11 protein-coding genes are annotated in these 11970 nt (G+C 72.8%); 8 read left to right on the top strand and 3 right to left on the bottom strand.

The features are described from left to right. The first annotated feature begins 2 nt into the window (after positions 1–2). Positions 3–1709 (top strand): hypothetical protein, encoded by a 1707-nt coding sequence (locus GTY56_RS36460; protein WP_161369553.1) that lies wholly within the window; start codon positions 3–5, stop codon positions 1707–1709. Between the two features lie 30 nt (positions 1710–1739). On the opposite strand, the gene GTY56_RS36455 is transcribed toward GTY56_RS36460, so the two are convergent. After that, a complete protein-coding gene (locus tag GTY56_RS36455; protein ID WP_161369552.1) occupies positions 1740–2375 on the bottom strand; it encodes a nucleoside/nucleotide kinase family protein in 636 nt (211 codons plus the stop codon). Positions 2376–2493: 118 nt separating this feature from the next. Here GTY56_RS36455 and GTY56_RS36450 point away from each other — a divergent pair, with 118 nt between their 5' ends. From GTY56_RS36450 to GTY56_RS36425, 6 genes are all read left to right on the top strand, one after another. Continuing rightward, positions 2494–3231, top strand: coding sequence for an HAD family hydrolase (locus tag GTY56_RS36450; protein ID WP_161369551.1), 738 nt, complete (start codon positions 2494–2496; stop codon positions 3229–3231). Further along, on the top strand, positions 3228–5582 hold the full coding sequence (locus GTY56_RS36445; RefSeq protein WP_161369550.1) for a glycosyl hydrolase family 65 domain-containing protein: 2355 nt from the start codon (positions 3228–3230) through the stop codon (positions 5580–5582). Before GTY56_RS36450 ends, GTY56_RS36445 begins: the two co-directional genes overlap by 4 nt. 101 nt (positions 5583–5683) lie before the next feature. Further along, positions 5684–7162 (top strand): glycosyltransferase 87 family protein, encoded by a 1479-nt coding sequence (locus tag GTY56_RS36440; RefSeq protein ID WP_161369549.1) that lies wholly within the window; start codon positions 5684–5686, stop codon positions 7160–7162. Positions 7163–7238: 76 nt separating this feature from the next. Beyond that, a complete protein-coding gene (prcB, locus tag GTY56_RS36435; protein WP_161369568.1) occupies positions 7239–8087 on the top strand; it encodes a proteasome subunit beta in 849 nt (282 codons plus the stop codon). Between the two features lie 149 nt (positions 8088–8236). Continuing rightward, entirely contained in the window at positions 8237–9388 is a 1152-nt protein-coding gene (nicT, locus tag GTY56_RS36430) for a Nickel transporter NicT (protein WP_161369548.1), read from the top strand. Positions 9389–9535: 147 nt separating this feature from the next. After that, positions 9536–10063, top strand: coding sequence for a DUF5709 domain-containing protein (locus tag GTY56_RS36425; RefSeq protein ID WP_161369567.1), 528 nt, complete (start codon positions 9536–9538; stop codon positions 10061–10063). A 96-nt stretch (positions 10064–10159) separates the two neighbouring features. Here GTY56_RS36425 and GTY56_RS36420 read toward each other — a convergent pair whose 3' ends face one another. Then, the gene (locus GTY56_RS36420) at positions 10160–10366 is read right to left on the bottom strand and encodes a hypothetical protein (RefSeq protein WP_107457994.1); all 207 of its coding nucleotides are present in this window, start codon (positions 10364–10366) and stop codon (positions 10160–10162) included. 207 nt (positions 10367–10573) lie between these two features. Here GTY56_RS36420 and GTY56_RS36415 point away from each other — a divergent pair, with 207 nt between their 5' ends. Further along, entirely contained in the window at positions 10574–10810 is a 237-nt protein-coding gene (locus tag GTY56_RS36415; protein WP_161369547.1) for a chaplin, read from the top strand. A 68-nt stretch (positions 10811–10878) separates the two neighbouring features. Here the strand turns inward: GTY56_RS36415 and GTY56_RS36410 are convergent, their stop codons facing one another. Beyond that, entirely contained in the window at positions 10879–11967 is a 1089-nt protein-coding gene (locus tag GTY56_RS36410; RefSeq protein WP_161369566.1) for a PP2C family protein-serine/threonine phosphatase, read from the bottom strand. Positions 11968–11970 lie beyond the last annotated feature (3 nt).

Here is an 11970-nt window from a genome sequence, read left to right as displayed (position 1 = left end):
CCGTGACCACCCCGCTCGACCACGAGTTCGTCCGCGCGGTGGCCGGCGCCGCCGACCGGGCGGCCACCCCACTGGCTGCCGCCCCCGGCGAGGAACCCGCCGGTGTGCCCCACCGCGCCCTGGCACGCCGGGTGAAGACCCTGATCGCCGCGTACCGGTCACCGGAGTCGGCCCTGCACGGCAGCAGGCAGGCTCTCGCCGCCGCGACGACCCACCTGCGCGCCCTGCGCGCCACGCAGACGGCCACCGGCCTGTTCGCCGGCGGCGACAACGTGCAGTCACCGCCGGACTCCGGGTTCACCGTCAACGACGTGTGCGACGCGCACGTCCTCGCCGCCGGCGCGGGGCCCGAACTGCGCGACGTCACGGCCACGCTCGCCGAGATCGCCCGCGCCGCCTCCGGCAGTCTCCTGACCGGCGGGGTGCACACCCCGAACCACCGCTGGGAGCTGTGCGCCGCGCTGGCCCGGCTGCACCGGTCGTTCCCCGACGACCGGCTGCCCGACCGCATCGAGGAGTGGCTCGCCGAGGGCGTCGACATCGACGCGGAGGGCCTGTACTCGGAACGCAGCGCCAACTACGCGGTCCACGTGTCCAATCCGTCGCTGCTGCTGCTGGCCGGCGTCCTCGGCCGCGCCGACCTGGTGGACGCCGTCGAACGCAATCTCGCCACGACCCTGGACCTCATCAGGCCCGACGGCACCGTGGAGACGGTCCTCTCCCGCCGGCAGGACCAGAACCACCCGTTCCCGCTGGCGCCCTACCTGCCGCATTACCGGCTGCTCGCGATCCGGACCGGCCGGGGCGACTTCAGCCGGGCGGCGCGACTGGCGGCCGCCGGCGGCATCGACGACCCCGACCTGCTCGCCGAAACCCTCCTCACCCCGGACCTGACCCGCGTCCTGCCCGCACCGGACGCGGAGACACTTCCGCGTGACCGGTACCTCACCACCGCGCGCCTCGCCGCCCGCGCCTCGGCCACCGCGCACACGGTGGTGTACGGCGGTTCCGACGTGCCCGAGCACCGGCGCATCCGTTCGGGCCTCGCCTGCAACCCCACCTTCCTGCGCCTGTTCGCCGGTGACGCGGTCCTCGACGCGGTGCGCCTCTCCCGGGGATTCTTCGACCTGGGCCCGTTCCGGGCCGCCGAGATGCAGCGGCCCGCCGTCCACCGGTACCGGCTCACCGAAACCCTCACGGCCGCCTACTACCAGCCGCTCCCGACGGACCAGCGGCGGGACGACGGCGTCTACCGGCTCGCGGACGAGGGGCGCTTCTCGGCCGCGATGGCCTTCCCGGACCGGCCTCGGGACGAGGTCTCCCACACCACCCGCGTCGAGGTGGACCTGCGGGAGGACGGTGCCGACCTGCACATCGACATCGGCGGACCACGGGTGCCCTGGGCCCTCGAACTGACCTTCCGCCCGGGTGGCGAGCCCGAGGGCGCCGTACCCATCGGCGACGGACGCTGGTGCCTGGAGGCCGGGCCGATGACCTACCGGGCCGGGGGCGACGAGATTCGCGTCGAGGCCGTCGTCGAGGCGGGCGAACCCCTGGCCGGGCCGGACCGGAGCGACGTGCTGCGGTACGACCCGGGGCAGGACTACACCGTGGTGGGCGGCACCGACGCGACGACCGGGAACCGCGTCTACGTCGGGGGACATGGCCCGCAGACACTCACCGTCGCACTGCGCGCCCGCCGGTCCTGAGGGAAGCGGACCTGCCCCGGGGCCGGCCGGTCATACCCCGCCCGGCACCACCAGGTCCGCCCGTCCCCGGGTCGCCGCGACCAGCTCGGCGTTGCGCTCGTCCGAGCGGGCGACCCATGCCGCCGCCTCCTCGTGCGTCTTGCCGAACCGCTCGTGACGGGCGACCAGCCGGCGGACACGCTCCCGCTCGGGCAGGTCGCAGAACCACACCTCGTCGAGGAGGGGACGGACGCGGGGCCAGGCTCCGGTGTTCAGCAGCAGGTAGTTGCCCTCGGTGACGACCAGACGGGCCGTCGGGTGCACCGGGATCGCGCCCGCGACCGGCTGCTCCAGGACGCGCTCGAAGCCCGGGGCGTACACGACGTCCCCCGGCTCCTCGCGCAGCCGCCGCAGCAGGGCCGCGTACCCGGCCGCGTCGAACGTCTCGGGCGCGCCCTTGCGGCTCCGCAGGCCGAGGCGCTCCAGTTCGGCGTCGGCGAGGTGGAAGCCGTCCATGGGGACGTGGGCGACCCAGGGGTCACCGGCGTCGTTCAACTCCCGCACCAGGCGCTCGGCGAGCGTCGACTTGCCGGCGCCGGGACTGCCCGCGATACCGAGGATCGCGCGCCGGCCGCCCTGAGGAAGGGCCCGGGCACGGTGGAGGAGGTAGTCGAAGGTGAGCGGCACACGGAGAGTCTGTCACCCGGTGAGGGCCGGGGCGCCGTGAGCTCCGCACCCCCTCGCACCCCCTGCGTGTGGCGTGCGCCACTCACTGGAAGGTCGCCGGGCGGGGAACGGGTCCCTTATGACGCAGCTCGGTCTTCCCGCAGACATCCACGCCTGTCTCTTCGACCTCGACGGCGTCGTCACCAAGACGGCCGTCGTGCACGCGGCCGCCTGGAAGGAGATGTTCGACGCCTTCCTGCGCGAGCGCGACGGCGCGGACTTCAGGCCGTTCGAGGCGGCGGACTACGACGAGTACGTCGACGGGCGACCACGCGCCGACGGGGTGCGCACCTTCCTCGCCTCCCGCGGCATCGACCTGCCCGACGGCGCCCCGGACGACCCACCGGGCGCCGAGACCGTGCACGGACTGGGCAACCGCAAGAACGAGCTGGTCCTGGAGAAGATCCGCACCGAAGGCGTCGAGGCCTACGACGGAACACTGCGCTATCTCGAAGCCGTCCGGGCCCACGGACTCAGCACCGCGATCGTCTCCTCCAGCGCCAACTGCCGTGACGTGCTCCGCTCGATCGGCGCCGAGCACTTCTTCGACGTGCGCATCGACGGCGTGGTCGCCGCCGAGCGCAAGCTGCCCGGCAAGCCGCACCCCGACACGTTCCTCGCCGCCGCCGAGGACCTCGGCGTCGAGCCGTCCGAAGCGGCCGTCTTCGAGGACGCCCTGGCCGGAATGGACGCGGGCCGCGCGGGCCGTTTCGGCTACGTCGTGGGGGTCGACCGGGTCGGGCAGACCGACGCGCTGTACCGGCACGGCGCCGACGTCGTGGTGAAGGACCTCGCCGAACTGGGGGACACGCAGTGATCACACAGCGGGCGTACGGTGTCGAGCCCTGGGCCGTACGCGAGACGGCGCTCAACCTCGACGTCCTGGCGCAGAGCGAGTCCGTCTTCGCCCTGTCCAACGGCCACATCGGCTGGCGCGGCAACCTCGACGAGGGCGAACCCCACGGCCTGCCCGGCTCCTACCTCAACGGCGTCCACGAACTGCACCCGCTGCCGTACGCCGAGGCCGGCTACGGCTACCCCGAGTCCGGCCAGACCACCATCAACGTCACCAACGGCAAGGTGCTGCGGCTGCTCGTCGACGACGAGCCGTTCGACCTGCGCTACGGGCGGCTCGTCGCCCACGAGCGGACCCTCGACCTGCGGCGGGGCGTCCTGGAACGGGTCTGCGAATGGACCTCACCGGCCGGCTCCACCGTCCGGGTGCGCTCCACACGGCTGGTGTCCCTCACCCAGCGCGCGATAGCCGCCGTGGCGTACGAGGTCGAGCCCGTCGACAGCCGCACCCGGGTGGTCGTCCAGTCCGAACTCGTCGCCAACGAGAGCCTGCCCGAACCGGACGGCGATCCGCGCGCCGCCAAGGCGCTGAAGTCGCCGCTGGAGCCGGAGGAGGACCTCGCCGAGGGCAGCAGGCTTCGCCTGGTCCACCGCACCCGCCGCAGCGGCCTGAGGGTCGCCGTGGCGGCCGACCACAAGGTCACCGGCCCCGAACGGACCACCACGAGCAGTGAGTCCAACGTGGACGTGTCCCGGCTGACCGTCACCTCCGTGCTGGAACCGGGAGAGCGGCTGCGCGTGGAGAAGCTCGTCGCGCACGGCTGGTCCGGCGTCCGCTCCCGGCCCGCCATGAGCGACCAGGTCGAGGCAGCCCTCGCCGCTGCCGGGCACAGCGGCTGGCAGGGGCTCCTGGAGGACCAGCGCGCCTACCTCGACGACTTCTGGGCCCGTGCCGACGTCGAGATCGACGGCGACGAGGAGATCCAGCAGGCCGTCCGCTTCGCCCTCTTCCACGTCCTCCAGGCCGGTGCCCGGGCCGAACAGCGCGCCATCCCCGCCAAGGGTCTCACCGGCTCCGGCTACGACGGACACGCCTTCTGGGACACCGAGGCGTTCGTGCTGCCCCTGCTGACCTACACCGCGCCGAAGTCCGCTGCCGAGGCCCTGCGCTGGCGCCTGGACACCCTGCCCGCCGCCCGGGACCGCGCCGCCCAACTCGGTCTGCGCGGTGCCGCGTTCCCCTGGCGCACCATCGAGGGATCGGAGGGCTCGGCCTACTGGCCCGCCGGCACGGCGGCGTTCCACGTGGGCGCCGACATCGCCGACGCCGTCGTGCGCTACGTGGCCGTCACCGGCGACGAGACCTTCGAACGCGAGGTCGGCGTGGAGCTGCTGGTGGAGACCGCCCGCCTGTGGCGCTCCCTCGGCCACCACGACGACCGCGGCACCTTCCACATCGACGGCGTCACCGGACCGGACGAGTACAGCGCCATCGCCGACGACAACACGTACACCAACCTGATGGCCCGGGCGAACCTGCTGGCCGCCGCCGACGCCTGCAAACGCCACCCCGACGAGGCCGCGCGGCTGGGTGCCGACGAGGAGGAGATGGCCGCCTGGCGGGACGCGGCCGAGGCCATGAACGTCCCCTACAACGAGGAACTCGGCGTGCACGAGCAGCACGCCGGCTTCACCCGCTACCAGCGCTGGGACTTCGCCCGCACCGGCCCGGACCAGTACCCGCTGATGCTCCACTTCCCCTACTTCGACCTGTACCGCAAGCAGGTCATCAAGCAGGCGGACCTGGTGCTGGCCATGTACACCTGCGGCGCGTTCTTCGAGGAGTTCTTCGACGAGGAGCAGATCGCCCGCAACTTCGCCTACTACGAGCCGCTGACCGTCCGCGACTCCTCCCTGTCCGCCTGCGTGCAGGCCGTCATGGCCGCCCGGTCCGGCCATCTCGACCTGGCCGCCGACTACACGGCCGAGGCCGCGCTGATGGACCTCGGGGACCTGGAGCACAACACCCGCGACGGGCTGCACATCGCCTCCCTGGCCGGCACCTGGATGGCGCTGGTCGCCGGGTTCGGCGGCATGCGATGCAGCGACGGCGCCCTGCGGTTCACACCCCGCCTGCCCGAGCGGTACAGCCGGCTCGCCTTCACGGTGGGCTTCCTCGGCCGGTGCCTGCGGGTGGAACTGACCGCCGACCGGGCCACGTACTCCCTGGTCCACGGCACGCCCCTGACCATCCGGCACCACGGCACCGAACTGACGGTCGGTAAGGAGGCCCCCGTCTCCCGGCCCATCCCCGAGCTGACCCACCGTCCGGCCCCCGGCCAGCCCCCGCACCGCGCCCCGAACGCCCGCTGACCCGCGCCCCGGGGCAGGCACTTGGCCGTTCCGCCCTGCACACCACTGCCCCGCGGGTTAGCTTGATCGTGTTTTCCGATCATCAGGGTTAGGGGCGGAACATGTCTCAGGGCGCCAACGCCATCCTCGTCGGCAGGCGAAAACGCGAACGGCCCGCCGGGCCGCGCACCTCCTCGGGGGCGCGCGGCAGCCGGCCGCTCGCCGCGCTGGCCGTCGTCTTCACCCTCGCGCAGCTCACCCTCGTCCGGCCCGTCCTGGGCCTCGGCTGGGACGAGATCGTCTACGTCAGCCAGGTCACCTCGCATCACCCCGCGGCCTTCTTCAGCGCCCCCCGCTCCCGCGGTGTCTCGCTGCTGGTCGCACCCGTCGCCTCCTGGTCGTCGTCCGTCCCGCTGCTGCGGGTCTACCTCGCCCTGCTGTCCGGCATCGCCCTCTACCTGGCCCTGCGCTGCTGGCGGGGCCTGTTACCGACTCGCGTTCTGGTGGTCGCCGGGGCCCTCTTCGCGTCCCTGTGGATGACCCTCTTCTACGGTCCGCAGGCCATGGCCAACTACTGGGTCGCGATCGGAGCCCTGGTCAGCGTCGGCTGCTTCCTTCAGGTCCGGGCGGAACGTTCCTCCCCGGGAATCCTGTGGGGGCTCGCGGCAGGAACCGCGCTCATGGCCTGGATGCGTCCCACCGACGCGGCCTACGTGGCCGCGCCGCTGCTCGTCCTCGCCCTGGTGCGCCGCCACGCTCGACTCCTGCTCGTGCTTGTGGCGGGCCTCGCGGCCGGTGCCGTGCCCTGGGTGATCGAGGCGTACGCCGCCTACGGCGGACTGGGGGAGCGGCTGGCGGAGGCCTCCCGGATCCAGGGCGGTCTCGGCTGGCAGATCGCCGTCGACGATCAGTTGCGCAGTCTCGGCGGACGCGCCCTGTGCCGGCCGTGCACCGGGCCGATGCCCACCCCCCTGGTCACCCTCTGGTGGTTCGCCCTGCCCGTCCTGGCCGGCGCCGGCCTGCTGGTCGCGGCCCGGGCCCGGCGCCTGGAACGAACCCTGGTTGCGCTGGCCTGTGCCGCCACGGCCGCGCTGCCGTACCTCTTCATGATCGGCTACGCGGCTCCGCGCTTCCTCCAGCCGGCCTACGCGCTGCTCGCGATCCCGGTCGCCGACGCCCTGTGGCACCTGGTCAGGACCCCGCGCGGTACCTGGCGCCCGGTGGCCGCCACCCTCGTCGCGCTCTGCCTGGCCGGGCACCTCGCGGCACAACTCGCCGTTCTGCACGGGGTCGTGTCCCGCAACACCGAGAGCCGCCGCGACTGGGGCCGCACCGCGGACGCCCTGCACCGGCTGGGCGTCCGCGCGCCCTGTCTGCTCACCGGTCACGAGGCCATCCCCATCGGCTACTACACCGGCTGCTCCTCGGGGGAGACGTCCGGGAACAACGAGAACATCACCGTGGCCGGCATCCTGAGCACCGCGGAGCGTCTCCCGGTCGCCCACCTGGCACGGGCCGGCGCCACCCCGCCGCGCTACGCCCGCTCCTGGCCCGTCCACAGGATCTCGGACCTGGACGTCCGCGTCGCACCGGGCCGCTGAGGCCTCGGATGACGTTTCCCGCCTCTCCGGCTCAGGTAGGAGTCGGTTGACGGTCACGATCGAGGGGGGAAACGGCATGGCGGCGAGCGACCACGAGGGCAGGCCGGGGGCGGAGTTCTTCACCCCGGGCTCCTCGTCGTTCACGGACTTCCTGGCGGCCCACCGCCCCGAGCTGCTGAGCACCCGTCGGGTCCTTCCGGACGGCGTCCGGGCCGAGGGCGCCCCGCACGGCACGACCGTGCTGGCCCTCACCCACCGGGACGGCGTGCTGATCGCGGGCGACCGGCGGGCGACGATGGGCAACCTGATCGCCCAGCGCGACCTGGAGAAGGTGCACCCCGCAGACGACCACTGCGCGGTCGCCTTCGCGGGCACCGTCGGGCTCGCGGTGGACATGGTGAAGCTGTACCAGGTCGAGCTGGCGCACTTCGAGAAGATCGAGGGCATCCCCATGACCCTCGCCGCGAAGGCCACCCGGCTGTCCACCATGATCCGGAACAACCTGGGCCAGGCCATGCAGGGCCTCGCCGTCGTCCCGCTGCTGGCCGGCTACGACCCCGCGGCACCCGAGGGCGCACGGGGCCGCATCTTCTCCTTCGACGTCGTCGGCGGCCGCTACGAGAAGTTCGGCTTCCACGCCGAGGGCTCCGGATCGCCGTACGCCCGGGGTGCGTTGAAGAAGCTGTACCGACCGGGCATGTCGCGCCGCGAGGCGGCCCTGGCCGCGCTCCAGGCGCTGTACGACGCGGCGGACGACGATTCCGCGACGGGCGGCCCCGACCTCACCCGCCGCATCTACCCGATCGTCTCCGTCATCACCGAGGACGGCTTCGAGCGGCTGACCGAGGGGGAGACGGAGGAGCTCAGCCGCGAGATGGTCGAGCAGCGGCACACCCGGCCGGACGGACCGAACGCCGGGGTGTGACACCCGGCGGCAGGGACGGCCCGCAGGCGGAGTTTCCGGTTCCGTGGACAAGACCTGTCGCGGGCTTTACTGCACATGACTTGCAGGTGCTGGAGGATGGCGCAAGGCTGTCCGACGCAGCCGTTCATCCGACAGAGAGACCTTCCCCGATGACGGCCGCCCCTGGGTCCACTCCGCCCCTCCCCGCACCGGCCCCCGCCCGGCGCACGGCCTGGCACCGCGTCCGCAGCTCCATGACGCGGCGGGAGTGGACCAGGGCCGGGGGGATGGCGGCCTTCATCCTGGCCCTGCACGTGATCGGCTGGTTCACCCTCGTCGCGATCGTCACCCCGGAGCACCATGCCATCGGCGCCCACACCTTCGGCGTCGGCATCGGAGTCACCGCGTACACGCTCGGCATGCGGCATGCCTTCGACGCCGACCACATCGCCGCCATCGACAACACCACCCGCAAGCTGATGGGGCAGGGGCAGCGGCCGCTGTCGGTCGGCTTCTGGTTCTCCCTCGGCCACTCCAGCGTCGTCTTCGCCCTGGCCTTCCTGCTCACCGTCGGCGTGAAGACCCTGGCCGGTCCCGTCCGCGACGACGGCTCCACTCTGCACGACGTCACCGGCATGATCGGGACGGCCGTCTCCGGGACGTTCCTCTACCTCATCGCGGGCGTCAACCTCGTCATCCTGGCCGGCATCTGGAAGCTGTTCCGCGCCCTGCGTTCGGGCCGCTACGACGAGGCCGCCCTGGAGGAACAGCTGGACAACCGCGGCTTCATGAACCGCCTGCTGGGCCGGGTCATGAAGTCCGTCGCCAAGCCCTGGCACATGTACCCGCTGGGCCTGCTGTTCGGTCTCGGCTTCGACACCGCCACCGAGATCGCCCTGCTCGTCCTGGCCGGCTCCGGCGCCGCCTCCGGACTGCCCTGGTACGCGATCCTGTGCCTGCCCGTCCTGTTCGCCGCGGGCATGTGCCTCCTCGACACCGTCGACGGCTCGTTCATGAACTTCGCCTACGGCTGGGCCTTTTCCAAGCCGGTCCGCAAGGTCTACTACAACCTCACCATCACCGGCCTGTCCGTCGCCGTTGCCCTCCTCATCGGATCGGCCGAACTGCTCGGCCTCCTCGCCGGGCAGCTGAACCTGCACGGTCCCTTCTGGGGCTGGATCTCCGGCCTCGACCTCAACGTCCTCGGCTACGTGGTCGTCGCCCTGTTCTTCGCCACATGGGTGGTGGCGCTCGTGGTGTGGAGGGTCGGGCGCATCGAGGAGAAGTGGTCGGGGGACCTGGCCCCCCGGACGTACTCGTAGCAGGCGCTCACACCCCCGGCCGCAGCTCCTCGGCCGGGGCGCATCCGCCGAGGTTGAAGCCCGCGTTACGGGAAACGCGGAATGGACAGGACAGACGAACGAGTCGAGCAGCGCGACAGGAAGGCAGGAGTGATGGGCACGGAACCGATGCGCTCCGAACCGATGGCGGACGACGCGTACCAGCCCACCGGGACCAACGAGGAGCAGGAGGACGCCGCGCCGCTGGACCTGCAGGACGCCGTCGACGAGCGGACGTACGACGACACCCTCGACGAGGGCTACTCCCCGCCGGAGAAGCCCCTCGGCGTCACCAAGCGCGGCACCACCGCAGCCGAGCAGCACGAGGGCGAGACCCTCGACGAACGGCTGGCCCAGGAGGTCCCCGACGTGTCCGCCGAGCCGGCCGGGGACGGGGTCGGCGACACCCCGGACAGCGACGGCGAACCGGTGGACCCCGAGGCGGGCACCGCCCGCGCCGGCCGGCTGGTCGCCCCGGACGAGGGCACGCACGCCGACACCACGAAGGAGACCGTCGCGACGGACGTCGGCATCGACGGCGGGGCGGCCGGCGCGGAGGAGGCCGCCATGCACGTCGTCGAGGACGACGAAGCCCTTCCCGGGGACGACACCGTTTCCGACGACGGTGTCTTTCCCGAGGGCGACGGCAGGTTGTGACCCGCGTGCCGGCGTGAGCCCACGCCGGCACGCACGAGGCCACCGGACCCGAGCGCATCCGCGCCGGGCCGGTGGCTTTCCGCGTGCCGAGGGCGGCTAGGGCAGGAGCTTCTCCAAGGCGGCCGGGCCCTCGGCCGCCAGCTTGCGCTTGGCCCACTCGATGTTGCGCGGGGTGATGTCCTTGCCCGAGGCGAGGACGAGGTCCTCCGGTGACACGTCGGTGCCGGTGCGGGCGTGGAGCAGGCGGTCCGGGGTGGCGCGGTCCTCGGACGGCCGGGATGCGGCGGGCTCTGACGTCGACATGTTCTCTGCTCCTAGGGTCCGGATCGCCGGGGCGGCCCCGGTGCTGAAAAACGGGTCCGCTATCACCATTCCCCCCGGGAGCGCGGCCTGCATCCGGAGAGCGCGGTCCCGGCCCCGGCACCCCGTTCGGACGCCCCTGGATGTCGCACGGCCCTACTCCGGGTGACGGTGGAGTCACGTGTCCCTGCGAACGACAGGAGCTTTTCCATGCGCACACGTGTGACCGCCGCGGCCGGCCTGGCCTGCGCCGCCCTGCTGGCCTTCGCCGGTACGGCGAGCGCGAACGACGGCCCCGTCGGTATCGCCACCGACAGCCCCGGCGTCCTCTCCGGCAACGTCATCCAGATCCCGATCGACATCAACGCCAACGTCTGCGGCAACTCGATCAACGTCATCGGGCTGCTCAACCCCGCGTTCGGCAACGAGTGCGAGATCAAGGACTGACGTACCGGTCTCACGGCCCCGCCGGCGGCGGCCCGCGAAACATCGCGGGCCGCCGCCGGCCGCCGTTGTCAGAGCCCGTCCCGCGGACGTGGCGCGAGCACCAGCATCGTGACGTCGTCCTGGACGTCCGGGCAGTGCCGCACGAGGTCGGCCCAGACCCGCTCGGCCAGCGCGGCCGGGTCCTCGGCGGCCAGGCCCGGCAGCCGTTCCACCAGAGGGTAGAAGGCCCCGCTCGCGTCCCTGGCCTCGGTCACCCCGTCCGAGGCGAGGAAGAGCCGGTCCCCGGCCCGCAGTGGCACGGAGACGACCCGGGACGGAGCGGCCTCGGCGAGACCGAGACCGAGCGGTGTGCACGGCTCGACGTCCAGCTCGACGGCCCGCCCGTTCCGCAGCAACAGCGGCCCGGCCTGTCCGCACGCCACGATCCGCACGACCCGGGCGTCGGCGGAGAAGTCGAGCAGCACCGCCGTCGCGAACAGCTCGGCGTGCGGGTCGCCCGCCGAGTCCACCGCGAGCCTCCGGTCGAGCCGGGCGGCCACCGCCTCCGGGTCCGGCTGGTCCAGCACCGCCTCCCGGAACGCCCCCAGCAGCGCCGCGACCGTGGCCACGGCCGACAGCCCGTGCCCCTGCACATCGCCCATCACGGCCCGGACACCGTAGGGGCCCGCCCGTACGTCGAAGAAGTCGCCGCCGACCAGCGTCCCGCGCTGCGCGGCCCGGTACAGTCCCGCGCACCGCACCGCCCCCACCCGCTCCGGCAGCGGCGGCACGACGGCACGCTGCGCCGCCTCGGCCACGGTCCGCTCGGTGACCAGCTGGGCGTCCCGCCTGCTGCGGACATAGGACAACAGCACGCTCAGCACCGACACGAAGCACACGGTCAGAAGATCCGTACTGCCGGGATCGTTGAGGTTGAAGACGGGCACGGTCAGCACGACCACCACCAGCGCGCTGAGCACCGCCGTCGCCACCGGGCCGTGCGCCAGCACGGCCAGCGGCGGGATGGCGCCCAGCAGGAACCCGATGTCGAGCGGCTCCGGGCTGATCAGCTCCGCCGCGCACACCCCCGCCAGCAGTGCCGACGGCAGTACCCGGGCCCAGCCGGGCGGTGGTGCGCCGCGCAGCCAGCCCCGCCCGTCAGGGTCCCGCCGCGCCAGCCG

This window comes from Streptomyces sp. SID5643 (assembly GCF_009872555.1).
Lineage (GTDB): Bacteria > Actinomycetota > Actinomycetes > Streptomycetales > Streptomycetaceae > Streptomyces > Streptomyces iakyrus.
This window is presented reverse-complemented; position numbering and strand designations above follow the sequence as displayed.

Coding starts and splice junctions, on each gene's coding strand:
- GTY56_RS36450 (WP_161369551.1), top strand. CDS start 2,494: ATGACGCAGCTCGGTCTTCCCGCAGACATCCACGCCTGTCTCTTCGAC.
- prcB (WP_161369568.1), top strand. CDS start 7,239: ATGGCGGCGAGCGACCACGAGGGCAGGCCGGGGGCGGAGTTCTTCACC.
- nicT (WP_161369548.1), top strand. CDS start 8,237: ATGACGGCCGCCCCTGGGTCCACTCCGCCCCTCCCCGCACCGGCCCCC.
- GTY56_RS36440 (WP_161369549.1), top strand. CDS start 5,684: ATGTCTCAGGGCGCCAACGCCATCCTCGTCGGCAGGCGAAAACGCGAA.
- GTY56_RS36425 (WP_161369567.1), top strand. CDS start 9,536: ATGCGCTCCGAACCGATGGCGGACGACGCGTACCAGCCCACCGGGACC.
- GTY56_RS36420 (WP_107457994.1), bottom strand. CDS start 10,366: ATGTCGACGTCAGAGCCCGCCGCATCCCGGCCGTCCGAGGACCGCGCC.
- GTY56_RS36415 (WP_161369547.1), top strand. CDS start 10,574: ATGCGCACACGTGTGACCGCCGCGGCCGGCCTGGCCTGCGCCGCCCTG.